The sequence below is a fragment of the Clostridium boliviensis genome (genome assembly GCF_033342255.1).
GTDB classification, from domain to species: domain Bacteria; phylum Bacillota; class Clostridia; order Lachnospirales; family Lachnospiraceae; genus Lacrimispora; species Lacrimispora boliviensis.
This window is the reverse complement of sequence record NZ_JAWONS010000002.1, coordinates 39,363-63,312: the sequence shown is the minus strand read 5'-3', so window position 1 is coordinate 63,312 and position 23,950 is coordinate 39,363. Positions and strand designations below refer to the sequence as shown.

Below are 23,950 nucleotides of genomic sequence, written 5' to 3'. Positions count from 1 at the left end.
TTCTTATGAAAAGTATCAGTCTCTACGTAGATAAAGACAGTTTTTTAACCAGGCTTCACCCCTTTGCTAAACTGGTTTATATACTGGCAGCCATCAGTGTGCCTCTCATTGGAGGCGCGCTGTGGATGTTCGGGATGTTTTTGGTGATCAGTCTGGGCCTTTTGATCAGCGGAGGAATCCTTAAAAAGGTTTTTCCGCTGATTGCATTTTCATTTACCATTCTTATCACAATTTTTCTCATCCATGGTTTGTTTAATAAGGAAAATGCAACTCTTCTGTTTCAGATCGGAGGTCTGTCCTTTTACAGGGAAGGCCTTCTTTATGCATGCCGGATCGGACTGAATATTTTAAATATGCTTCTTGCTTTTTCAGCCTTTGTTCTCACAACCAAACCGGCAGATCTGGTGGATGATCTGGAACAGGCGGGGTTTTCTCCCAGATTTGGATATATGATCACCTCTGTCTTTCAGATCATTCCTCAGATGATGGGAACCATGAACACTATTTTAGATGCGCAGAGAAGCCGTGGAATGGAAACCGAGGGAAGTCTGTTTACCAGGGCCAAGGCATTTATCCCTCTTATTTCCCCTGTAGTCAGCAGTTCTCTCATTAATACCAGGGAACGGGCCATTGCCCTTGAGGTAAGGGGATTTGGTTCGAAAAATAAAAAAACATTTTTAAAAGAGCACCGGTTTTTTGGAAGCGACAAAGGGTTTATGTTAATTATGACTCTGTTGATTGCTGCCTCGGCTGTATGGAGGATCTTATATGGCATTCATTGAAGTGAAAGGTTTAAAATATAAATATCCTCACACCAGTAAACTGGTTCTTAACGGAATTGATTTTGAAGCGGATAAGGGAGAGTTTATAGGAATCATAGGGGAAAATCAGGCTGGGAAAAGCACTTTGTGCCAGGCATTTTCCGGGCTGGTTCCTACGATGTTCAGGGGAGCATATGGAGGAAAGGTACTCATTGACGGAGTGGAAGCATCAAAAGTACCAATTGCAGTTCTTTGTCAAAAAGTGGGTCTTGTGTTTCAGAATCCATTTAATCAGATGTCCGGTGCAAAGGATACGGTTTTTGAAGAAATCGCTTTTGGTCTTCAGAATTTAGGAATTCCAAGGGAAGAGATCGGAAAAAGAGTGGAAAAAGCATTAATGCTTTTGGATATTATTAAATATAAGGAAAGAAATCCCTTTGATCTATCCGGAGGGCAGATTCAGAGAGTGGCTATTGCCAGTATTCTTGCCATGGAACCTGAGGTTCTGGTACTCGATGAGCCTACATCCCAGCTGGATCCTCAGGGCAGTGAGGCAGTGTTTCAAGTGATCGAAAAGCTGGCAAAGACTGGAATCACGATCATTATGGTGGAACAGAAGATGGAGAAGATGGCAGCCTATTGTGATAAGATCTTACTGCTTCATCGGGGAACACAGGTGGCTTATGATGTTCCGGAGCGTATCTTTTCCAGAGATGATTTAAGTAAGCTGGGAGTGGAGCCTCCCATATACACCCAGGTTTCCAAAGCGCTCTTAGTGAACAGGAAAGAGGGGGAGGAGCTTATTTACCCGGTAACTTTGAAACAGATAGAAAAGCAAAAGGATCAATTTCCATTGATACGGTTGGGAAGAGTAAGAGAAAGAAATAGTGAGAAACAGGATAAGGATGTATTTTCTATCAAAGATCTGGCCTTTTATTATGTACCTGGAGTTCCGGTAATTGATGATCTCACACTTAATCTGGATATGAGACCGACTGCAGTGATCGGGCAGAACGGCGCTGGAAAAACAACTCTGGTTAAGCTGCTGAAGGGGCTGCTAAAACCAAAGGCAGGAACTGTGATGCTTGAAGGGGAGGATATTTCCGGACGGACCGTGGCTCAGCTTGCGAAAAAGGTAGGATATGTATTTCAAAATCCGGATGACCAGATCTTTAAAAATCAGGTTCTGGAAGAGGTAATGGTAGGTCCCTTAAATATCGGTATGACAAGAAAAGAGGGGGAAGAGCGTGCAAGAGAGGCTCTTGAGATGGTAGGACTTCTCCATGCGGCAAAAGAAAATCCCTATGATCTGGATTTGTCTGAACGAAAGATGGTGGCTATTGCCTCAGTAGTGGCTATGGATCCAGAGGTGCTTATATTAGATGAGCCCACCATCGCGCAGGATGCCAGGGGAAGGGAAGTACTGGGGCAATTAATCCATACCATGGAAGAAAAAGGAAAATTTGTACTGGCGATCCTTCATGACATGGATTTCGCTGCCCGGTATTTTAAACGGGTTATTGTTATGACAGGGGGGAAGGTGATTGCAGACGGACCGGGAGAACAGGTTTTTTATGAGAAAGACACTCTTAGGAAAGCCCGGTTGGAACCGCCTCACGTCACAAGACTTTGTGAAATTCTTGGTTACGAAGGCGCATTTTTGACAACAGAGGACATCAGAAAATAAGGCAGGTGTAATAAGACGTGGATGGCAGCAGAAGAAGAAAGAAAATAATGGAACTGTTAACGGAGGAAGGTAAACCCATATCAGGCGGGGACTTAGCCCAGAGACTTGGCGTCAGCAGACAGGTGGTTGTTCAGGACATTGCACTTTTGCGGGCGGAAAATAAAACAATCATGTCAACCAATAAAGGCTACCTCCTTCAACAGGAAAAAGAAGAGATGAAACACTCCTGTATAAGAGTTTTTCAGACCAGTCATAAGACGGAGGATACATTAGATGAACTGAATACCATTGTTGATTATGGCGGAAGAATCAGAAATGTGTTAATTGAACATCAGTTATATGGACAGATAGAGGTGGATTTAATTATCAATAATCGTCTGGATGCTGCGGAGTTTATGCAGCGTATGAAATATTCCAAAGACCAGCCTTTAAATGTGCTGACAGGAGGCTGTCATTATCATACCGTAGAAGCAGACTCAGAGAAAAATCTGGATTTTATTGAGGAAGAATTAAAAAATAAAGGCTATCTGATCTAGGATAAGACGTTTCCCCCCTTTTCGAATCGTTTGAAGTATGATATGATATTGTATTATTGAAGTGACTGATATGGAGGAAGAAAGATGGAAGATAACAAAGAAGAAGTAATTTCTAAAAACTTTATTGAGCAGGAGATAGACAAGGATCTTTCAGACGGCGTTTATAACCATGTGCAGACCAGATTTCCGCCGGAGCCAAACGGTTATCTGCATATTGGACATGCCAAATCCATCCTGTTAAACTATGGCCTGGCAAAAAAGTATGGCGGAAAATTCAACCTCCGTTTTGATGATACAAACCCCACAAAAGAAAAGACAGAATTTGTGGAATCCATTATTGAGGATGTTAAATGGCTGGGTGCAGAATTTGATGACAGGCTTTACTTTGCTTCTAACTACTTCCAGGAGATGTATGATTGTGCAGTTCTTTTAATAAAGAAAGGAAAGGCATTTGTCTGCGATTTAACTGCCGAAGAGATCCGGGAATACAGAGGGGATTTTAAAACTCCAGGTAAGGAGAGCCCCTACAGAAACCGGAGTGTGGAAGAGAACTTAAGGCTGTTTGAAGAGATGAAAGACGGAAAATACAAAGACGGCCAGAAAGTATTAAGAGCCAGAATTGATATGTCATCTCCCAACATCAACATGCGTGATCCGGTTATCTACCGCGTGGCGCGTATGACACATCATAATACCGGAGATACATGGTGTATCTACCCCATGTATGATTTTGCCCATCCAATTGAAGATGCCATTGAACATATTACACATTCCATCTGTACCCTGGAATTTGAAGATCACAGACCGCTGTATGACTGGGTGGTAAAAGAATGTGAATTTGAAAATCCGCCCCGTCAGATTGAATTTGCCAAGCTTTATTTAACCAATGTAGTTACTGGAAAGCGTTACATTAAAAAGCTTGTAGAGGATAAGATTGTTGACGGCTGGGAGGATCCAAGACTGGTATCTATCGCAGCGTTAAGAAGAAGAGGGTATACTCCGGAATCGCTTCGCATGTTTGTTGATTTAGTAGGTGTTTCCAAGGCTAACAGCTCTGTGGATTATGCAATGCTGGAATACTGCATCAGGGAAGACTTAAAGCTGAAACGGCCCAGAATGATGGCCATTTTAGATCCCATTAAACTGGTAATTGATAATTATCCGGAAGATACCGTGGAGTATCTGGATGTTGCCAACAATATGGAGAATCCGGAACTGGGCGGCAGAAAGGTTCCTTTTGGAAAAGAACTTTATATTGAACGGGAAGATTTTATGGAAGAGCCGGTTAAGAAGTACTTCCGTTTATTCCCAGGCAATGAAGTGCGTCTCATGAACGCTTATTTTGTAACCTGTACAGGCTGCGAAAAGGATGAGAACGGCAATGTTACCGTTGTTCACTGTACCTATGATCCCGAGACCAAGAGCGGGTCTGGATTTGAGGGCAGAAAGGTGAAAGGAACCATTCACTGGGTAGCTGCTTCAACAGCTGTAGAAGCGGAGTGCCGTTTGTATGAGAACATCGTGGATGAAGAAAAAGGGAAGTTAAACGAAGATGGAAGCTTAAATTTAAATCCTAATTCCCTGACTGTTTTAAAACACTGTTATGTGGAGCCAAGCTTTGAAGGAGCCAGGGCATATGACAGCTTCCAGTTTGTTAGAAACGGATACTTCTGTGTTGACTGCAAGGACAGTGCGCCGGAGCATCTGGTATTCAACCGGATCGTATCCTTAAAGAGTTCCTTTAAAATTGCAAAATAGTACAGCTCAACAAAAATGCCGCATGACCGAAAAAAGAGGGACGTGGGGCATTTTTCCTATCCGGTAAAGGAGGAATGTTACTTTCATGGAACTGATGATACCTTTAAAGAATCAGCCGGGCCTGCCTTATTACAGTCAGATTTACACTTACATTAAGAATGAAATTGTAAAAGGAAATTTAAGACCGGCTGACCGCCTCCCCTCCACCAGACAGCTGGCGGAGCATTTAAAAGTCAGCAGAAGTACCACTCAGATGGCCTATGAGCAGCTTTTATCAGAAGGATACATTGAGTCGGTTCCCTGCCGCGGTTATTTTGTACTGAAGATAGACGGACTCATTCATACCGGTCAGGAGAACAAAAGCCAGTTTTCTTTTTTTACTGATCCAATAGAGGGAACGGGCAGAAAGAAGGACTGGAGCGTGGATTTCTCCCCAAGAGGAATTGATCTTTGCAATTTTCCTTTTAACGCATGGAGGCGTATATCTAAGAATACGCTGATCGATGACAACAGAGAGATGTTTGCAGCTGGAGACCCCCAGGGGGAATACTTATTTCGGGAGGCAATCCGCTCCTATCTTCATTCAGCCAGAGGGGTCAATTGTGTGCCGGAACAGATCATAGTTGGGGCGGGAAGTGAATATCTGCTGATGCTGTTATCCCAGATTCTGGGGCGGGACAGGATCATTGCCATGGAAAACCCCACTTACAGACAGGCATACCGGGTGTTTAACAGTCTGCAGTACAAGGTGGTTCCAGTTGATATGGATCAGTCCGGAATGGATGTCCGGGTTCTGGAAAAAAGCGGAGCGGATATCGCTTATATTATGCCTTCCCATCAGTATCCCACAGGTATTATTATGCCTGTAAAACGAAGACAGGAGCTGCTTGCCTGGGCTTATGAGCGGGAGGACCGGTATTTAATTGAAGATGATTATGACAGTGAGTTCAGGTATAAAGGAAAACCAATTCCAGCCCTGCAGGGTATGGATGACAGGGACCGGGTTATCTACTGCGGAACCTTCTCTAAATCTATTGCTCCTGCCATTCGTGTCAGTTATGTGGTATTACCCAGACCGCTTTGCCGGATTTATCAGAAACGGATCAGTTTCTATGCTTCCACCGTTTCCAGAATTGACCAGAATATTCTTTACCAGTTTATGTCTGAAGGTCATTATGAGCGTCATTTAAACCGGATGAGAGCAGTTTACAAAGCCAAGCATGATCTGCTGACTGCAGGTTTAAAGTCCTTTGAAGACCAGTTTACAATTGAAGGGGAACACGCAGGACTTCATCTGCTGCTAACTGACAGGAAGGGAAGAAGCGAGGAAGAGCTGGTGGCAAAAGCAGAAGCGAAAAACGTTAAGGTATATGGTCTGTCAGGGTACTTTATTCACAAGGAGCATAATAAATACCCGCCAACCGTCATAATTGGGTTCGCTAATCTGACAGAGACACAGATACAGACAGGAATTGCTCTTTTAAAAGAAGCCTGGTCAGTTAACGGCAGTAAGGAGGGGATGTTGTGAAAGAAAATTACAGGATCGGAGTAACCATTGCCCTGGTATTCGTTCTGATGTTTCTCCTAAGCATTGCGGGAACTCTAAGAAACAGTAAGGAAGCAAAGAGTAAGGAGACGAAGCTTTCACAGATAAAGGTCCAGGATGCACCGGCGAAAAAACGGGAAGTTGTGGAAACAGCGGATGTGCTGGTTTCTCTGACTGAGGCTGACCTGGAGTATTTAAAAGGGCTTGAGGGCTGTTTTAAAGATGGAGATTTGGAAGGCGCAGCAAGGCTGGTAGAGACCAATGGAGAATCCTTTCATGAATTTCCCTGTATGTATTCTGAGGGAGAAATGAAACGTGAGATAACAGATGGTACAGGAATTGTTTTCTTAAAGCCGGCAGTTGTATTTTATGGAGATTTTAAAGATGGAGTACCAGAGGGAACTGCTTGTGCGATATCGGTTCTTCAGCTGGAAGAAGGTAAACGATATGACTATTCTTATGGAACCTGGAAGAACGGGACGATGAACGGCAGCGGAGAATGCGGTTACCGTTATTATGATGGTGTGAAAGAAGATATTACTGTGAAAACTTCAAAAAGCGGAATGTTTCAGGAAGATATCATGCAGGGAGACATCACATATTCCAGTACCAACAGGCAGGGAGAGACGGCTGTCTGGAAGTTTCCGGTTTCTGACGGGGTGATCGTATTAAACGACCGGTGGATTAAAGGAACTGATGAAAATGGGAAGGTAATCTATAAACTTCTGGCCAACGGCGAAAAGGACCACGCCTATACACTGAGCGAACTTGCAACAGGTGAGGCGAGATGGAAAAACTTAATCCTGTTCACCGGCAAAAAACGAGGAGGCATTAAGCAGTGAATCAGGAGATAATCGATCGTCTGGCAGTCATCACCGATGAGGAACGGGAAATTATAAACGGCCGGACGGAAATTGACCGGAAACGTTATACAGAGGGACGGGAACTGGTGATTGACAGTAAGAAAATGCTGGAACATGGGAAGATGATACGCATCAGACCTCATACCAGATTTGTACATTTTCCAAAACATAAACACAATTATATAGAAGTAATTTATATGTGTCAGGGAGAAACCACACACCGCATTGACGGGGAAGAGGTGGTTTTAAAGACAGGGGAGCTGCTATTTTTAAACCAGCATGCAGCACAGGAAATCCTTCCGGCAGGACAAAGAGATATTGCAGTTAATTTTATTATTCTTCCTGAGTTTTTTGATACGGCATTTCAGATGATGGGGGAGGAGAAAAACCTTTTAAGAGATTTTCTGGTGGGGAGTTTGTGTTTTGATCCCCGTTATGCAAGTTACCTGCATTTTCAGGTGGCAGACGTTCTTCCTGTGCAGAATCTGGTGGAGAATATGGTCTGGACTCTGCTCAATGACCAGCCTAATAAAAGAAGCATCAATCAGGTTACCATGGGGCTTTTGTTTCTCCAGCTGATGCATTTTACGGACAAGATCAGTCATACCACAGAAAGCTTTGACCAGAAGCTGACGTTCCAGGTTTTAAAGTTTATTGATGAAAACTATAAGGATGGAGAACTGACGGAACTTGCAGCCAGATTAAACTACAACATATACTGGCTGAGCAGGGCGGTAAAACGTCTGACTGGCCGGACTTTTAAGGAACTGATACAGATTAAAAGGCTGAATCAGGCATCTTTTCTTCTACTTAATACCAGACTTTCCATTACGGATATATCAATTGCGGTAGGTTATGATAATACCAGCTATTTTCATCGTATTTTTCGTAATTACTATGGCATGTCTCCAAAAGAATACAGGGATAAGAACTTGGTTGTGCCATTTTCAGATGGGAAGAGATAGGGATTTTGGACTGTTCTTGGTTTCGATTTAAAACTTTAATCACAGCATTAAAAGTGAAGAAAAGAAAACAAAGTTTATGAATTAAAAAGTTATATTTCTGTAATAATAAAAAACATTTCTGCATATACTTGGTTATATATGGTAATAAAAAAACATTTGTAAAGGAGAGGACCAATATGCCAAGAGGAGTTAGAAAAACAGCACTGGAAAAACTTCAGGAAGAATTAAAGGAAGTGCAGGAATCCATTCAGCAATATAAGGATTGTCTTGTTACATTAGATGAAAAGGAAAAAGATATACAGGATAAAATAAAACTGGAACAGTTTAAGGAAGTATCCACAATACTGGACGAGCATGAGATGTCAATTATGGATTTAAAAGAATTACTTATTTCTTCCAAAACTGATTAAGGAATAGATAATAGTCGGCTGGAATATGCAAATAAGGACGCAGTTTTTATTAAACAGCGTCCTTATTTTTTATTGGAATATCCGTTATGATAGAAGAAGAGATGAGGGTATCCCTTTATGCCCAAAAAGCATGGGCAATAATAATGAAACACCCTGCGGGTATCCCTTTATGCCAAAAAAGCATGGGCAATAATAATGAAACACCCTGCGGGTATCCCTTTATGCCCAAAGTACATGGGCAATAATAACGAAAGGAGTGTGGTGTGATGGAGAACTATTTTCTTGCTGTGGACATAGGCGCTTCCAGTGGCCGTCATATACTTGGATTGGTAAAGGAAGGCAGGATTGTTCTGGAGGAGATTTACCGTTTTGAAAATGGAATGAAGCAGGAACAGGGGCACTTATCCTGGGATGTAGCCTCCTTGTTTGCAGAAATAAAAGAAGGACTGAAACAGTGCGCAAAACTGGGGAAGATACCGGTCAGTATGGGAATTGATACCTGGGCAGTGGATTTTGTTCTTCTTGATGAGAATGACAGCATACTTGGAAGGGCAGCAGGATACCGGGATGATAGGACATCGGGTATGGATGAAGCAGTATATAAAATTATTTCCCAGAATGATCTATACAAACGAACCGGAATCCAGAAGCAGATTTTTAATACGGTTTATCAGCTTATGGCGGTTAAGGAGAAGGAACCGGAGTTGATGGAGAGAGCCAAAACTTTCCTTATGATTCCCGATTATTTTAACTTTCTTTTAACTGGAGTAAAAAAGCAGGAATATACCAATGCTACCACCACCCAGCTGGTCAGTCCTGTGACGGAGAACTGGGATTATGAACTGATCCGCATGCTTTCTTATCCGGAAAAGCTGTTTGTTCCCCTTTCCATGCCTGGAACCAGAGTAGGGCAGTTTACAGAAGATATTGCAAAAGAGGTAGGATTTTCCTGTTCGGTGGTATTACCTGCCACACATGATACCGGTTCTGCAGTCATGGCTGTTCCTAAAGTTCCTGAGAAGGATGATTCTCAGGAGGATATTCTCTATATCAGTTCAGGTACATGGTCTTTAATGGGAACCGAACTTCTGGCTGCGGACTGTTCAGAGGAAAGCATGGAGGCTAATTTTACCAATGAAGGCGGATACGATTACCGTTATCGGTATTTAAAGAACATCATGGGTCTTTGGATGATTCAGTCCGTGAAAAAAGAACTGGCAGAAAGAGGAGAAACATATTCCTTTGGTGAGTTGTGTGATCTGGCATCAAAAGAGACGATTTCTTCCTTGGTTGACTGCAATGACAGCAGTTTTCTGGCGCCGGAAAGTATGATAAAAGCAGTTGTGGATTTCTGCAGAAGCAAAGAAATGCCTGTTCCTGAAAGTGCCGGAGAGATTGCTGCTGTGATTTATAACAGTCTTGCAGTATGCTATAAAGAAACGGCAGCAGAACTGGAATCCATTACAGGTAAAACATACACAAACCTTCACGTAGTCGGCGGCGGTTCCAATGCAGCCTACTTAAATGAATTGACTGCAAAACAAACGGGTAAAACTGTTTTTGCCGGGCCAGGAGAAGCAACAGCTATCGGAAATTTGCTGGCACAGATGATTGCTTATGGGGAATTTAAGGATTTAAAAGAAGCAAGAGAATCAGTTTACCAGTCATTTGCTGTGAAAGAATATAAACCGGTGTGACCGGCTTTGTAAAGGAGAAGGAACTATGATCAGAAAATCATTTAAGATGTATCTGAATGAAGGAATGGCTGAAGAATATGAAATACGCCATAATCTGCTATGGCCGGAAATGAAAGAGATGATTCATGAATACGGCGGCCATAATTATTCCATATTTTTAGATGAAGAAACCAATGTGCTTTATGGATATATTGAAATAGAAGATGAGGACAAATGGGCCAGATCTGCAGATACACCAATTAACCGGAAATGGTGGGGCTATATGGCGGATATTATGAAAACCAACCCGGATAACAGCCCTGTTTCAGACGGGTTAAAACCGGTATTTCATTTAGACTGAGAAAAAAGAAAGGGAGAAAAAACTATGACAATCAAAGAAAAGTATGAGGCGGCAAGGGAAAGTTATAAAGCGGTGGGTGTTGATACGGACCAGGCACTTCTTGCACTGAAACAGATTCCTGTTTCCATGCACTGCTGGCAGGGGGATGACGTTACCGGATTTGACGGAGCAGGAGCATTATCAGGCGGAATCCAGACTACCGGAAATTATCCCGGACGGGCACGAGGTCCCAAAGAACTGATGGAAGACATGGACAAGGCGCTTAGCCTGATTCCTGGAAAACACAGAATTAATCTTCATGCAAGCTATGGAATTTTTGAAAAGGGAGAATGGGTTGACCGGGATGAACTTGAGCCGAAGCATTTTGCAAAATGGGTGGAATTTGCAAAGGAACGGGGGATCGGCATTGATTTTAACCCTACCTTATTCTCACACCCGAAGGCAGAGTCCGCGACCTTATCCAGTGAAGATCCCCAGATAAGGGAATTCTGGATCCGCCATGTACAGGCATGCATCCGTATTTCCCAGTATTTTGCTGAAGAGTTAAATACTCCCTGCACCATGAATATCTGGATACCGGACGGATTTAAGGATGTTCCCGCTGACCGCACATCACCAAGAGCAAGGCTAAAGGATTCCCTTGACCAGATCCTCTCCATGGATTACGATAAGTCTAAGGTATATGTTGCAGTGGAATCTAAGGTATTTGGTATCGGAATGGAAAGCTGTACGGTGGGATCTCATGAATTCTACATGAATTACGCATCAAAGAACGATATTCTCTGTCTCCTGGACAGCGGGCACTATCATCCAACAGAAGTGATTTCCGATAAGATCTCTTCCATGCTGTTGTTTTTTGATAAGGTGGCTCTTCATGTAACCAGATCAGTTCGCTGGGACAGTGATCATGTGGTATTGTTTGACGATGAGACGAAAGAGATTGCAAAAGAGATTGTGCGGGGCGGAGCAGACCGCGTCCTTTTGGCTCTGGATTTCTTTGACGCCAGCATCAACCGTTTAAGCGCCTGGGTAGTTGGAATGAGAAACATGCAGAAAGCTCTTTTAAATGCACTTCTGCTTCCCAATGAGAAGCTGGCTGCCTTACAGGAATCCCGTAACTTTACAGAGCTTATGATGCTTCAGGAAGAGTTAAAGCTCTATCCAATCGGCGATGTATGGAACTATTTCTGTGAGTTAAACGGAGTACCTGCAAAAGAAGACTGGTTTCCTCAGATAACTGCTTATGAAAAAGAAGTACTGGCAAACCGTAAATAGAGGAGAAAAAACATGAAGATATTAGATGCAGAATTTGTAAAAGGCTTTATCCGTATGTGTGACGATGGTTTTAATCAGAACTGGCACGAGAGAAACGGAGGAAATTTAAGTTACCGGATCAAGCCGGAAGAAGTGGAGTCTGTAAAAGAAGAATTAAACAGAAGTACTCCCTGGCAGCCAATCGGAACCGCAGTTAAGGATCTGGCAGGAGAATATTTTATGGTAACAGGAAGCGGAAAATATTTTCGTAATGTAATTCTGGATCCGGCTGCCAATACCTGTATCATAGAGCTGGACGAAGCTGGAGAAAATTACAGAATCTGCTGGGGACTGGTAAACGGCGGACGCCCCACAAGTGAGCTGCCCTCCCATTTAATGAATCATGAAGTGAAGAAGAACGCAACCAGCGGACTTCACCGTGTGATTTACCATGCGCATCCGGCCAATGTTATTGCATTGACGTTTGTTCTCCCTTTAGAGGATGGTGTGTTTACACGTGAATTGTGGGAGATGGCTACGGAATGTCCGGTTGTTTTCCCTGGCGGAGTAGGCGTTGTCGGCTGGATGGTACCAGGCGGTCGTGATATTGCAGTTGCAACCAGCGAACTGATGAAGAAATATGATGTTGCAGTATGGGCTCATCATGGACTCTTTGCTTCAGGAGAAGACTTTGACTTAACCTTTGGGTTAATGCATACAGTTGAAAAATCTGCGGAGATTCTTGTAAAGGTTTTATCGATCCGTCCTGATAAGCTGCAGACAATCACTCCTGATAATTTCAGGGATCTTGCCAGAGATTTTAAAGTCACTCTGCCGGAAGAGTTTCTTTACGAAAAATAGGTATGTTAAATATGGAAAAATGAATTGTTAACCAAATCACACTATATGGTTGACATTTCGAAAATCCCTTTGTATAATGATGAAAAATAACATCTTTATACAGGGGGATTTTTCATGAAACATTTAAAAACAAAAGATTTAACATTATGTGCTTTATTTGCAGCCCTCACCGCTATTCTGTCTCAAATATCAATACCCATCGGACCTGTTCCTGTTAATCTGGCTCATATATCCACCTTTTTAGCTGCCGGTTTGCTTGGATCAGGACTGGGCGCTCTCAGTCAGCTTATTTTCGTACTGCTGGGAGCGGCGGGGCTCCCGGTTTTTTCTGGATTTCATGGCGGACTAGGCAGGATTGCCGGTCCGACAGGAGGCTATATTATCGGCTATATTGTATCTGCTTACGTGACCGGCCGGATTTTGGAGCGATTTGGAAAACGGACCGTTCAGGCACTTGTGGTATCCATATTGTCCGGCTTTCTGGTTACCTACGTATTTGGGACCATTTGGTTTACTTTTATAACGCATACCTCTTTCTCGGCAGCACTTGGGCTTTGTGTGGTTCCGTTTTTGCCCGGGGATTTATTAAAGACATGCCTCGTCGTTGTTTTAGTGCGCCGGTTATATTCGGTGGTCCAGAGAATGCTGCAGTAGTAAGTCATGATAAAAAGGAGGTCTGTAATGACAGATACATATGATAATCTTTCAAAAGAGGATGCGCTTTCCATTCTCCTCATGCCGGATCAAGAGCTTCCAAAGCTTCTTGAAGCTGCATATAAGCTGAGAAAAAAGCATAAAGGGAACATGGTTGATATTCATCTTCTGACCAATGCACGCAGCGGAAACTGTTCACAGAACTGTGCTTATTGTGCCCAGTCCGGTCAGTCAAAGGCAGATATTGATACGTATCAGATGATTAATTATGATAAGCTTGTAAAAGACGGTTACATGGTAAAAGACAGGAAACTGGCACGCCACTGCATTGGTCTGAGTGGTATCCGTTTTTCTGATGAAGAGATTCTGGCATTTGCTAAAGAGATTAAAAGGCTTAAAAAGGAAACAGATACTCCGGTCTGCTGTTCCATTGGATTTCTCACCAGAGAGCAGGCACAAGTCTTAAAGGAAGCGGGTGTGGACAGAATCAACCACAACTTGAATACAGGCAGAAATTATTATCCGAATATCTGCACAACCCATACCTATGAGCAGCGGATCTCTAATATTAAGATGCTTAAAGAGATGGGATTTGAACTGTGCTGCGGCGGAATTGTGGGACTCGGAGAGAGTCCGGAAGATGTAGTGGACATGTTGTTTGAGATTCAGACGATAAGTCCAAAAGCAGTTCCGATTAATTTCCTGATTCCCATAAAAGGTACAGCAATGGAGAATCAGAGTACATCTGCTCTTACTTCTGAATACTGTTTAAAAGTTCTTTGCCTTGCCAGACTTTTAAATCCCAAATCAGATATCCGGTGCGCGGCGGGAAGGGAACTGTATTTAAAAGGAAAAGAAAAATGGATGTTTTATGCAGTTGATTCTGTATTTGCCTCCGGTTATTTAACCGCAGGCGGAGAGAGCATTGACAGTACTATAAAAATGATTCAGGAAGCCGGGTTTGAGTATTGTATTGAATCTTAATGAAATTAAAAAAGGAGTACATTCCTGGGCCGTCCTCAAGATATACTCCTTTGCCTGCATAATGCAGAAAATTTATTGTAATTCTTCTTCCACGATTGTGGTGGTATCATCAGAAGATCCGGTGGTGGCTTCTGGTGCCGCATCTGCAGCTGGTTGTCCTGATTCAGAAGCGGAATAATCCAGACCGCCGTCTTCTGTGATGTCAGAATCTTCTTCAGTATCTTCCTTTTCCATTGTAGAATCAAACATATCCTTGGCTGTATCAGCCACTGCAGAAGCTGCTTCCCTGGCTGTATCACTAACAATAGAAGCTGCATCCTTCATCATGTTTTTCGCCGCATTCGCTGCGTCTTTTGCTGCGTCTGCAATATCAGAGGCAGCCGTCTTCAGTTCATCTTTATTCGCGTGAAGAGAAACATAGCTGCGGTTCATCGTGCTGTCAATTTTGGAAATGTCATCATTCCCGTCATCTTCGAAATCATGGAAGTTTTCTTCCAGCTCCTTGTGGAAGGATTTGTATTTTGTAAAATAAGAGATGCCGGCGGCAACAGCACCGGCGATAGTGGCAAGTGCCACGAATTTCCCAAAACCATTACCTCTTTTTGCCATTTAAAACACTCCTTTCATTCTCCTACCTATTGTAATACGATCCCAAGAAAAAATAAAGGTATATAATAAGAAAATTTCTATAAACTATGTAAGTAACGGCGCAATCCGTTTAAATATGGTAAATATGTAAAAAAAATATAAAGTTAGCACTCAACTATTGACAGTGCTAATAATGAGTGATATAACATATTATGTGAATAAAAAATAACTTCTTTCTAAAGGCCATAAGAAAGAAATAATAAGAAGGTTATGAGGAGGAATTGCAATGAAATTAGTACCATTATTTGACAAAGTTGTGTTAAAACCGTTGGTTGCAGAGGAAACAACAAAGTCCGGTATTGTTCTGCCGGGTCAGGCAAAAGAAAAGCCGCAGCAGGCGGAAGTCATCGCAGTAGGACCTGGTGGTCTTGTAGACGGTAAGGAAGTTTCCATGCAGGTTAAGACAGGCGATAAAGTAATCTTCTCCAAATATTCAGGAACAGAGATTGAAACCGGAGAAGACGATGAGAAGTATGTAATTGTAAAGCAGAGTGATATTCTGGCAGTAATTGAATAAGTAACGTATTACAGCGTATTTTGATAAAAAGGTGTGATTTCCTTATATTAGATCACAAAATAAAGTTTAAACTGGAGGAATGAATCATGGCAAAGCAGATTAAATATGGCGTAGAAGCCAGAAAAGCACTTGAATCAGGAGTGAATCAGTTAGCAGATACCGTTCGTGTAACATTAGGTCCGAAAGGAAGAAACGTAGTACTTGATAAATCATTCGGAGCTCCGTTAATCACCAACGATGGTGTTACCATTGCAAAAGAGATCGAACTGGAAGATGCCTTTGAGAATATGGGTGCTCAGCTTGTAAAAGAAGTTGCAACTAAGACCAATGATGTTGCTGGTGACGGTACTACAACTGCAACTGTACTGGCTCAGGCTATGATTAATGAAGGTATGAAGAACTTGGCAGCCGGAGCAAACCCAATCGTATTAAGAAAGGGTATGAAGAAAGCAACAGAGGCTGCTGTTGAAGCAATCGCAAAGATGAGCGAGCCGATCAAAGGAAAAGCATCTATCGCAAGAGTTGCAGCAATTTCTGCAGCTGATGATGAAGTGGGAGAGATGGTAGCTGACGCTATGGAGAAGGTTTCCAACAACGGCGTTATCACTATTGAAGAATCCAAAACCATGAAGACCGAGCTGGATCTTGTAGAAGGTATGCAGTTTGACAGAGGATACGTTTCCGCTTACATGTGCACCGATATGGAGAAGATGGAAGCAAATCTTGACGATCCATACATTCTTATTACTGACAAGAAGATTTCCAGCATTCAGGAAATTCTTCCAGTATTAGAGCAGGTTGTTCAGTCCGGCGCGAGACTTCTTATCATTGCAGAAGATATTGAAGGCGAAGCATTAACAACTCTCATTGTTAACAAATTAAGAGGAACCTTTAATGTAGTTGGTGTAAAAGCTCCTGGCTATGGCGACAGAAGAAAAGAGATGTTACAGGATATCGCAGTTTTAACTGGCGGTACTGTAATCTCTGAAGAACTGGGCTATGAATTAAAGAGCGCAACTCTTGATCAGTTAGGCCGTGCGAAATCAGTGAAGATCCAGAAAGAGAACACTGTTATCGTTGACGGTGCTGGAGACAAAGCTGCTATTGATGCAAGAATCGGTCAGATTAAGAGCCAGATTGAAGAAACTACCTCTGATTTTGATAAAGAAAAATTACAGGAAAGACTTGCTAAATTATCCGGCGGCGTAGCAGTTATCCGTGTAGGTGCTGCAACTGAGACTGAGATGAAGGAAGCAAAGCTTCGTATGGAAGATGCATTATCTGCAGCCAGAGCAGCAGTAGAGGAAGGCGTGATTGCAGGCGGCGGTTCTGCTTATATCCACGCAATTACTGAAATTGAAGGTCTGGTAAGCAAACTGGAAGGCGATGAGAAGACAGGCGGTAAGATTATCTTAAAAGCACTGGAATCTCCGTTATACCACATTGTTGCTAATGCAGGAATGGAAGGAAGCGTTATCATCAGTAAAGTAAAAGAAGCAAAAGTAGGCACAGGCTTTGACGCATACAAAGAAGCTTACGTTGACATGGTTGATGCAGGTATCTTAGATCCTACTAAGGTAACAAGAAGTGCACTTCAGAATGCTACCAGTGTTGCATCTACCTTATTGACAACTGAGTCCGTAGTTGCTAATATTAAGGAAAAGACACCTGCAGTTCCGGCTCCGGGCGGAATGGATATGATGTAAGATTCATACAGAAGAGACATCCTGCAGGTATGAGAAAGGATCCAGTATTATTATGAATGAAATGTATGCAGAATGGCTTGTAAAGAGGAAGTCTCCGGCTTATACCATGTTACTGAAGATCGTGATGGGGATATTATGTGTGATTGCATTTTTCTTATCCATCTCTCCGGTTTTCGGGATCTTTGGTGTGATCATATTGTTCGCTGCCGGAGCTGCTACCTACGTTGTATTCCGTAACAGTGAAGTGGAATATGAGTATCTGTTTGTGACAAATACATTGTCCATAGACAGAATTTACGGCAAAAGCAAGCGTAAGAAAGCCTGGGAAGGATCAATGGAGGGAATCCAGATTGTAGCGCCCACCGGTTCTACAGAAGCAAAAGATCACGAAACAGGCAACATGAAAGTACTGGATTATTCTTCCCGTATCCCGGGAGCTAAAACTTATACACTGATCAGCCACTCCGGTTCAGAGAGGACAAAGATTATTTTTGAACCAAATGATAAACTGCTTCACTGTATGAAAATGATAGCTCCGCGTAAAGTAGTTACACAATTATAATAACAGGAATCAGACGGTTTTCATCAGACCGCCTGATTCTTTTTTTGCTTGCACCTCTGAATATTTATTACTATTATAAAATGGGGTATAGATGACTTTTTTTCACTCCTCTACCCCGTTTTTCCCAGTTTCAGACCATCTCTATCCCTATTTTGGGCATATAAGCAGTTGGCTCTTTGTCTATGCCCCGCCTTTATTAATTTGCGGGTCATAGATAAAATCTTTTTCCTGCCTATGCCCCATTTCTTCAATTTTAAAAACCCTTCATACTATTTTGGGGCATAACAGCAGATAGGTCCCTGCCTATGCCCCACAAAAATAAGAATACTGGTTTTTCTTGTTCCTGACGACTGTAATGGAAGGTAACGAAATTGCTGCCGTAAGAATCAATTCTGGAAATAGCGAGAACTGTTCTGTGAAGTTTAAATATGTGTTTTGTTTGACTGACATATACGTATATGTTACAATAAAATCAATACTTATCAGAAATATAAAATAAACCTGATAAAATGGAGGTTAAAGAATTATGGAAAGTAAATACAGGCATCTTTATAAGCTGCTTCTGGATAAAATTGACAGGCGGGAATATGAGCCGGGAGATAAGCTTCCGGCGGAAGGGGAGTTAATGGAGGTTTACGGTGCTTCAAGGGATACAGTGCGCAAGGCTCTGGAACTTCTGGTCCAGGACGGTTATATTCAAAAAGCCAGAGGAAAGGCGGCGGAGGTTCTGGACAAGAACAAGTTCAATTTCCCTGTGTCGGAAATTGCAAGCTTTAAGGAAATCTACCGTTTTTCTGCTTCCAGGCCCAAAACCATTGTGGAAAATTTAGAAATTGTTAAAGGAGATAAAAAGCTGATGGCGGCCCTGCAGATCGGACCGGATGACGAGGCCTTTGTGCTGGAGAGGGTCAGGGAGATCGAGGGCGAGAAGATTATCATTGACAAGGATTATTTTTCACGGAGGGTGGTGGAAAATCTGCCTCTCAGGGCGGCACAGGATTCTGTTTATGAATATCTGGAAAAGGAGCTTGGGCTGAAAATCGGATTCGCCATGAAGGAGATCACGATCCACATGGCTACAGACGAGGATTACCGCCTGCTGGATATGGGAAGCTACAACATGATCGTTGTGGTGAAGAGTTATACGTACCTGGAGGATTCCACCCTGTTTCAGTTCACCGAATCCCGTCACAGGCCGGATAAGTTTAAGTTCGTTGATTTTGCCCGGAGGAAGCTTTAAAAAGGGCCTGCATGCAAAGGCAGGGATGAAAATATATTTTCTCATATAAGTTGACAAAGATATACGTATATGTTATATTGAAAATACAATAATAACATATAAGTTGCAACCAATTTAAAAACATATGGAAAAGGAGTATGGATATGGGGAAATATGAAAATGATTCCAGGCAGCTTTTGGACCTCGTCGGAGGAAAGGGAAATATAGGGGCCGTGACCCATTGTATGACCAGAATGCGTTTCGTGCTGTCAGATCCGTCAAAGGCTGATCCGCAAAAGATTGAAGCATTAAAAAGCGTCAAGGGCACATTCACACAGGCTGGACAGTTTCAGGTCATCATTGGAAACGACGTACAGACTTTTTACAATGAATTTGCAGCAATTTCAGGAATTGAAGGTGTATCAAAGGACGAAGTGAAAAAGGAAGCAAAGGGCAACATGAACGTGTTGCAGAGAGCAGTAGCAGATATAGCAGAAATATTTGCTCCACTGATTCCGGCCATTATCGTAGGTGGTCTGATCCTGGGCTTTCGGAACATCATCGGTGAAATTAAATTCATGAACGACGGGACAGAGACTCTTGTGGCCGTTTCCCAGTTCTGGTCCGGCGTATACAGCTTCCTCTGGCTTTTAGGCGAGGCTATCTTCCATTTTCTTCCGGTTGGTATCACATGGTCCGTAACGAGAAAGATGGGAACCACCCAGATTCTGGGAATCGTGCTCGGTCTCACCTTAGTATCTCCCCAGCTTTTGAACGCCTATGCCATGGCGCCGGGCATAGAAATTCCGGTTTGGGATTTCGGCTTTGTAAAAATGAGGATGATCGGTTATCAGGCTCAGGTCATTCCGGCAATATTGGCAGGCTTTGTGCTGGTTTATCTGGAGAGGTTCTTTAAGAAGATCACTCCTCAGGCCGTATCCATGATTGTTGTTCCTTTCTGTTCCCTGCTTCTGGCCGTCATCGCCGCTCATGCGGTAGTAGGCCCCATCGGCTGGGCCATTGGCTCCGCCATATCAAAGGTGGTTTATGCAGGGCTTACTTCCAGCTTCCGCTGGCTGTTTGCCACCTTATTCGGCTTCGTATATGCGCCCCTTGTCATCACAGGGCTTCACCACATGACAAATGCCATCGATCTCCAGCTCATGGCTGAGTTCGGAGGAACCATGTTGTGGCCGATGATCGCTTTATCCAACATTGCGCAGGGCTCTGCAGTACTTGGCATGATCTATTTACAGAAAAAGGATGAGGAGTCGAAGCAGATTTCTATTCCAGCCTGCATCTCCTGTTATTTAGGAGTTACAGAACCAGCCATGTTCGGCGTGAACTTAAAGAGGGGATTCCCCTTCCTTTCGGCTATGATCGGCTCTGCCATTGCGGCAACCGTATCCGTTGGAATGAACGTTATGGCTAATTCCATAGGAGTTGGCGGCATTCCTGGAATCCTGTCCATACAGCCTCAGTATATGGGAATATTCGCCCTCTGCATGCTGATTGCCATTGCAGTACCATTTGGACTGACTGTCACTGTAGGCAAAAAGAAAGGAATCCGGTAAATGCAGAATTTTAAGAAATCATGTGTGTATCAGATTTATCCCAAATCCTTTATGGATACAGATGGAAACGGAACGGGGGATTTAAAGGGCATTATTGAAAAGCTGGATTATTTAAAAAAGCTGGGTGTGGATTACCTCTGGCTCACTCCTTTTTTTGTATCGCCCCAGAATGATAACGGCTATGATATTGAGGATTACTTTCGGATCGATCCCTTATTCGGATCCATGGAGGATCTGGAGCGGCTAATCTCTGAAGCAAAAGACCGGGATATGAGTCTCATGCTTGACATGGTTTTCAACCACACTTCAACAAGGCATAAATGGTTTTTGAGGGCTCTTGCCGGCGAGATGAAATATCAGGATTACTATTTTTTTAAGGATGGCACGGCGGGAAGTCCGCCGACTAACTGGCAGTCCAAGTTTGGCGGAAATGCATGGGAATACGTAAAAGAGCTGGGAAAGTATTATCTGCACTTATTTGATGTAACCCAGGCGGACTTAAACTGGGAGAACCGGGACGTGCGGGAAGAAATAAAAAATGTCATCCGTTTCTGGAAAGAGAAGGGAATCCGCGGCTTTCGGTTCGATGTCATCAATTTGGTTTCCAAGCCAACTGTCTTTGAAGACGATGAGGAGGGGGATGGCCGCCGTTTTTACACGGACGGTCCACAGATCCATGAATTCATTAGGGAAATCGTGGAGGATACAGGGCTTGATGCGGAGGATGTGGTCACAGTAGGTGAAATGTCTTCCACCACCATTGACCATTGTATCCATTATACAAACCCGGAGGAAAAGCAGCTGAAAATGTGCTTTAACTTCCATCACCTGAAAGTGGATTATAAGAATGGGGATAAATGGTCCTTAATGCCCTATGACTTTGAACGTCTGAAAAAGATCTTTCACACATGGCAGGGTGGCATTGCCGGGGGAAACGGGTGGAATGCAGTGTTCTGGTGCAACCACGATCAGCCGAGAGCGGTATCCAGGTTCGGTGACGATGGAATCTACAGGAAGCAGTCAGCCAAGATGCTGGGTACGGTGATTCACGGGATGAGGGGAACACCCTTTATTTACCAGGGAGAGGAAATCGGCATGACAAATGCCAATTTCACGGATATTTCCCAGTACCGGGATATCGAGAGCCTGAACTATTTTGATATTCTAAAGGAGCAGGGGCAAAAGGAAGAGGATATCTACCGGATCCTTAAGGAACGGTCCAGGGATAATGCCAGGACCCCTATGCAGTGGGACGGAGAGGTAAATGGCGGATTTACTTCCGGAACGCCGTGGCTGGCTGTCAACGAAAACTGCAGAGAAATCAATGTGAAAGATAGCCTTGCCGATCCTGATTCCATCTTTGCCTATTATCAGAAGCTGGTGGAAATGAGAAAGCAGTATGACGTTATCAGCGACGGGAGCTATGAACCGGTTTTTGTGGATAATCAGGGGATTATGTCTTATAAAAGAGTCTTAAATGGAGAAAAGCTGCTGGTATTTGCCAACTTTACCAGACAGGAGCAGTTGGTGAAGCAAAATGAGGTCCTGGATGACTGGGAGGTATTGTTGTCCAATTATGAAAGTGTAAAAATCTTCGGGAACAAAGTGGCGCTTAAGCCCTTTGGAGCGGTTATACTCTACGTCTCCCGTTGATGCATTTTTAAGTAGTATTGCAGGAAAGATCGAACAGAATTCATCGCTGTAATCAGCAGAAGTGAATTCTTGCCGGTCTTTTTTGTGCGTCAGAACACAGACCATAGGAAAACAGAGCAGCTAAGTAATTATTTATTAGAAATGTTCATTATTAATGTCCACAGAGCACGGAAAAAAACGGGAAAATGTCCGTTGACAACCAAAGCAAAGTTTGCTAAACTATTTAACTAATAAGCAAAAATGTTTATTTTAAAAAGTATAAAAATTAAGCGAAGGAGAGGAAAATAATGGGTACAATTATTGGCGAAGGCATTACATTTGATGATGTGCTGTTAGTTCCGGCCTATTCAGATGTAATACCGAATCAGGTTGATTTATCGACCAACCTTACAAAAACCATCAAGCTGAACATTCCATTAATGAGTGCAGGAATGGACACCGTAACCGAACACCGCATGGCGATTGCCATGGCAAGACAGGGTGGCATCGGCATTATTCACAAGAACATGTCGATTGAAGAGCAGGCAGAAGAGGTTGATAAGGTTAAGAGGTCAGAAAACGGCGTCATAACGGACCCATTCTATCTTTCCCCGGAACATACATTAAAAGATGCGGATGAATTAATGGCAAAGTTCCGTATCTCGGGTGTACCGATTACAGAGGGAAAAAGATTAGTCGGAATTATCACCAACCGTGATTTAAAGTTTGAAGAGGACTTTAGCAGAAAGATTAAAGAGTGCATGACAACTAAGAATCTGGTGACAGCCAGAGAAGGAATCACTCTTATGGAGGCAAAGAAGATTCTTGCAAAAGCAAGAGTGGAAAAGCTTCCCATCGTGGACGGAGAATTTAACTTAAAGGGTCTGATTACCATCAAGGATATTGAGAAGCAGATTAAATATCCGTTATCTGCAAAGGATGGACAGGGCAGACTTCTGTGCGGAGCTGCAGTTGGTATTACTGCCAACGTTCTTGACCGTGTAAAAGCTCTTGTGGAAGCAAAAGTGGATGTGGTAGTTCTTGACTCCGCTCATGGCCATTCAGAGAATGTAATCCGCTGTGTCAGAATGATTAAGGAAAACTATCCCAATCTGTCTGTAGTTGCCGGAAACGTAGCTACCGGTGATGCTACAAAGGCTCTGATTGATGCAGGTGTTGATGCCGTAAAGGTAGGAATCGGACCTGGCTCCATCTGTACCACCCGTGTGGTTGCTGGAATCGGTGTGCCTCAGATTACAGCTGTTATGGACTGCTACAGCGTTGCAAAAGAATATGGTGTTCCTGTCATTGCAGACGGAGGAATCAAATATTCAGGAGATTTAACAAAGGCGATTGCAGCAGGCGGAAGCGTCTGTATGATGGGAAGCATGTTTGCAGGCTGTGATGAAAGTCCTGGAACCTTTGAACTGTATCAGGGAAGAAAATATAAGGTATACCGGGGCATGGGTTCCATCGCTGCCATGGAGAACGGCAGCAAGGACCGCTATTTCCAGTCAGATGCGAAAAAGCTGGTTCCCGAAGGTGTGGAAGGCCGTGTGGCATATAAAGGCTTGGTGGAAGACACCGTATTCCAGATGCTGGGCGGTCTCCGCTCCGGTATGGGATACTGTGGGGCAAAGGATATTGGTACTCTTCAGGAAACCGGCAGATTTGTTAAAATAACAGCTGCTTCCTTAAAAGAAAGCCATCCCCATGACATTCATATTACGAAAGAAGCACCAAACTACAGCATAGACGAATAGTAAAAAGCAGACG

22 protein-coding genes are annotated in these 23,950 nt (G+C 43.1%); 21 read left to right on the top strand and 1 reads right to left on the bottom strand.

All coding sequences use genetic code 11. The features are described from left to right. The first annotated feature begins 5 nt into the window (after nt 1-5). From RZO55_RS00260 to bioB, 14 genes are all read left to right on the top strand, one after another. Nucleotides 6-782, top strand: coding sequence for an energy-coupling factor transporter transmembrane component T family protein (locus RZO55_RS00260; RefSeq protein WP_318062299.1), 777 nt, complete (start codon nt 6-8; stop codon nt 780-782). Beyond that, the gene (locus tag RZO55_RS00255; RefSeq protein WP_318062298.1) at nt 769-2,448 is read left to right on the top strand and encodes an ABC transporter ATP-binding protein; all 1,680 of its coding nucleotides are present in this window, start codon (nt 769-771) and stop codon (nt 2,446-2,448) included. The genes RZO55_RS00260 and RZO55_RS00255 overlap by 14 nt, the downstream gene beginning before the upstream one ends. 17 nt (nt 2,449-2,465) lie before the next feature. Next, entirely contained in the window at nt 2,466-2,984 is a 519-nt protein-coding gene (locus RZO55_RS00250; RefSeq protein WP_318062297.1) for a transcription repressor NadR, read from the top strand. 84 nt (nt 2,985-3,068) lie between these two features. Then, nucleotides 3,069-4,742, top strand: a complete 1,674-nt coding sequence (locus RZO55_RS00245; RefSeq protein ID WP_318062296.1) for a glutamine--tRNA ligase/YqeY domain fusion protein — start codon at nt 3,069-3,071, stop codon at nt 4,740-4,742. Between the two features lie 85 nt (nt 4,743-4,827). Continuing rightward, nucleotides 4,828-6,270 carry a MocR-like pyridoxine biosynthesis transcription factor PdxR gene (pdxR, locus tag RZO55_RS00240; RefSeq protein WP_318062295.1) on the top strand — a complete coding sequence of 481 codons (1,443 nt, stop codon included), beginning with the start codon at nt 4,828-4,830 and terminating at the stop codon, nt 6,268-6,270. After that, on the top strand, nt 6,267-7,130 hold the full coding sequence (locus RZO55_RS00235) for an MORN repeat-containing protein (protein ID WP_318062294.1): 864 nt from the start codon (nt 6,267-6,269) through the stop codon (nt 7,128-7,130). The genes pdxR and RZO55_RS00235 overlap by 4 nt, the downstream gene beginning before the upstream one ends. Continuing rightward, on the top strand, nt 7,127-8,116 hold the full coding sequence (locus RZO55_RS00230) for an AraC family transcriptional regulator (RefSeq protein ID WP_318062293.1): 990 nt from the start codon (nt 7,127-7,129) through the stop codon (nt 8,114-8,116). The genes RZO55_RS00235 and RZO55_RS00230 overlap by 4 nt, the downstream gene beginning before the upstream one ends. Before the next feature lie 176 nt (nt 8,117-8,292). After that, nucleotides 8,293-8,526 carry a hypothetical protein gene (locus tag RZO55_RS00225; protein ID WP_318062292.1) on the top strand — a complete coding sequence of 78 codons (234 nt, stop codon included), beginning with the start codon at nt 8,293-8,295 and terminating at the stop codon, nt 8,524-8,526. A gap of 266 nt (nt 8,527-8,792) precedes the next feature. Continuing rightward, nucleotides 8,793-10,223 carry a rhamnulokinase gene (rhaB, locus tag RZO55_RS00220; protein WP_318062291.1) on the top strand — a complete coding sequence of 477 codons (1,431 nt, stop codon included), beginning with the start codon at nt 8,793-8,795 and terminating at the stop codon, nt 10,221-10,223. A 25-nt stretch (nt 10,224-10,248) separates the two neighbouring features. Continuing rightward, nucleotides 10,249-10,563 (top strand): L-rhamnose mutarotase, encoded by a 315-nt coding sequence (gene rhaM / locus RZO55_RS00215; RefSeq protein WP_318062290.1) that lies wholly within the window; start codon nt 10,249-10,251, stop codon nt 10,561-10,563. A 24-nt stretch (nt 10,564-10,587) separates the two neighbouring features. After that, nucleotides 10,588-11,838 carry an L-rhamnose isomerase gene (locus tag RZO55_RS00210; protein ID WP_318062289.1) on the top strand — a complete coding sequence of 417 codons (1,251 nt, stop codon included), beginning with the start codon at nt 10,588-10,590 and terminating at the stop codon, nt 11,836-11,838. Between the two features lie 12 nt (nt 11,839-11,850). Beyond that, nucleotides 11,851-12,678 (top strand): rhamnulose-1-phosphate aldolase, encoded by an 828-nt coding sequence (gene rhaD, locus RZO55_RS00205; RefSeq protein ID WP_318062288.1) that lies wholly within the window; start codon nt 11,851-11,853, stop codon nt 12,676-12,678. 114 nt (nt 12,679-12,792) lie between these two features. Beyond that, nucleotides 12,793-13,332: a biotin transporter BioY gene (locus tag RZO55_RS00200; RefSeq protein ID WP_318062287.1), complete on the top strand. Its 540-nt coding sequence runs from the start codon at nt 12,793-12,795 to the stop codon at nt 13,330-13,332. A 27-nt stretch (nt 13,333-13,359) separates the two neighbouring features. Then, nucleotides 13,360-14,316 carry a biotin synthase BioB gene (gene bioB, locus RZO55_RS00195; protein ID WP_318062286.1) on the top strand — a complete coding sequence of 319 codons (957 nt, stop codon included), beginning with the start codon at nt 13,360-13,362 and terminating at the stop codon, nt 14,314-14,316. A gap of 72 nt (nt 14,317-14,388) precedes the next feature. Here bioB and RZO55_RS00190 read toward each other — a convergent pair whose 3' ends face one another. Continuing rightward, entirely contained in the window at nt 14,389-14,925 is a 537-nt protein-coding gene (locus RZO55_RS00190) for a hypothetical protein (protein ID WP_318062285.1), read from the bottom strand. 265 nt (nt 14,926-15,190) lie between these two features. On the opposite strand from RZO55_RS00190, the gene RZO55_RS00185 reads away from it, so the two are divergent. From RZO55_RS00185 to guaB, 7 genes are all read left to right on the top strand, one after another. Then, entirely contained in the window at nt 15,191-15,481 is a 291-nt protein-coding gene (locus RZO55_RS00185) for a co-chaperone GroES (protein ID WP_097005136.1), read from the top strand. An 86-nt stretch (nt 15,482-15,567) separates the two neighbouring features. Continuing rightward, nucleotides 15,568-17,187, top strand: coding sequence for a chaperonin GroEL (gene groL, locus RZO55_RS00180; protein WP_318062284.1), 1,620 nt, complete (start codon nt 15,568-15,570; stop codon nt 17,185-17,187). Between the two features lie 52 nt (nt 17,188-17,239). Further along, entirely contained in the window at nt 17,240-17,749 is a 510-nt protein-coding gene (locus tag RZO55_RS00175) for a DUF6106 family protein (RefSeq protein ID WP_318062283.1), read from the top strand. 526 nt (nt 17,750-18,275) lie between these two features. After that, nucleotides 18,276-18,989, top strand: coding sequence for a trehalose operon repressor (gene treR / locus RZO55_RS00170; RefSeq protein ID WP_318062282.1), 714 nt, complete (start codon nt 18,276-18,278; stop codon nt 18,987-18,989). Nucleotides 18,990-19,132: 143 nt separating this feature from the next. After that, nucleotides 19,133-20,542 (top strand): PTS system trehalose-specific EIIBC component, encoded by a 1,410-nt coding sequence (gene treP, locus RZO55_RS00165; RefSeq protein ID WP_318062281.1) that lies wholly within the window; start codon nt 19,133-19,135, stop codon nt 20,540-20,542. Then, complete coding sequence (treC, locus tag RZO55_RS00160) at nt 20,543-22,195, top strand: alpha,alpha-phosphotrehalase (RefSeq protein ID WP_318062280.1); 1,653 nt, start codon at nt 20,543-20,545, stop codon at nt 22,193-22,195. It abuts the gene before it with no gap. Between the two features lie 287 nt (nt 22,196-22,482). Beyond that, the gene (guaB, locus tag RZO55_RS00155) at nt 22,483-23,937 is read left to right on the top strand and encodes an IMP dehydrogenase (protein ID WP_318062279.1); all 1,455 of its coding nucleotides are present in this window, start codon (nt 22,483-22,485) and stop codon (nt 23,935-23,937) included. Nucleotides 23,938-23,950 lie beyond the last annotated feature (13 nt).

Bases quoted from the DNA above. Each gene is read 5' to 3' on its own strand.
- RZO55_RS00260 (WP_318062299.1), top strand. From the start codon at position 6: ATGAAAAGTATCAGTCTCTACGTAGATAAAGACAGTTTTTTAACCAGG.
- RZO55_RS00200 (WP_318062287.1), top strand. From the start codon at position 12,793: ATGAAACATTTAAAAACAAAAGATTTAACATTATGTGCTTTATTTGCA.
- RZO55_RS00175 (WP_318062283.1), top strand. From the start codon at position 17,240: ATGAATGAAATGTATGCAGAATGGCTTGTAAAGAGGAAGTCTCCGGCT.
- RZO55_RS00210 (WP_318062289.1), top strand. From the start codon at position 10,588: ATGACAATCAAAGAAAAGTATGAGGCGGCAAGGGAAAGTTATAAAGCG.
- RZO55_RS00225 (WP_318062292.1), top strand. From the start codon at position 8,293: ATGCCAAGAGGAGTTAGAAAAACAGCACTGGAAAAACTTCAGGAAGAA.
- pdxR (WP_318062295.1), top strand. From the start codon at position 4,828: ATGGAACTGATGATACCTTTAAAGAATCAGCCGGGCCTGCCTTATTAC.
- rhaM (WP_318062290.1), top strand. From the start codon at position 10,249: ATGATCAGAAAATCATTTAAGATGTATCTGAATGAAGGAATGGCTGAA.
- RZO55_RS00185 (WP_097005136.1), top strand. From the start codon at position 15,191: ATGAAATTAGTACCATTATTTGACAAAGTTGTGTTAAAACCGTTGGTT.
- RZO55_RS00255 (WP_318062298.1), top strand. From the start codon at position 769: ATGGCATTCATTGAAGTGAAAGGTTTAAAATATAAATATCCTCACACC.
- groL (WP_318062284.1), top strand. From the start codon at position 15,568: ATGGCAAAGCAGATTAAATATGGCGTAGAAGCCAGAAAAGCACTTGAA.
- RZO55_RS00245 (WP_318062296.1), top strand. From the start codon at position 3,069: ATGGAAGATAACAAAGAAGAAGTAATTTCTAAAAACTTTATTGAGCAG.
- rhaD (WP_318062288.1), top strand. From the start codon at position 11,851: ATGAAGATATTAGATGCAGAATTTGTAAAAGGCTTTATCCGTATGTGT.
- guaB (WP_318062279.1), top strand. From the start codon at position 22,483: ATGGGTACAATTATTGGCGAAGGCATTACATTTGATGATGTGCTGTTA.
- rhaB (WP_318062291.1), top strand. From the start codon at position 8,793: ATGGAGAACTATTTTCTTGCTGTGGACATAGGCGCTTCCAGTGGCCGT.
- bioB (WP_318062286.1), top strand. From the start codon at position 13,360: ATGACAGATACATATGATAATCTTTCAAAAGAGGATGCGCTTTCCATT.
- RZO55_RS00190 (WP_318062285.1), bottom strand. From the start codon at position 14,925: ATGGCAAAAAGAGGTAATGGTTTTGGGAAATTCGTGGCACTTGCCACT.
- treR (WP_318062282.1), top strand. From the start codon at position 18,276: ATGGAAAGTAAATACAGGCATCTTTATAAGCTGCTTCTGGATAAAATT.
- treP (WP_318062281.1), top strand. From the start codon at position 19,133: ATGGGGAAATATGAAAATGATTCCAGGCAGCTTTTGGACCTCGTCGGA.
- treC (WP_318062280.1), top strand. From the start codon at position 20,543: ATGCAGAATTTTAAGAAATCATGTGTGTATCAGATTTATCCCAAATCC.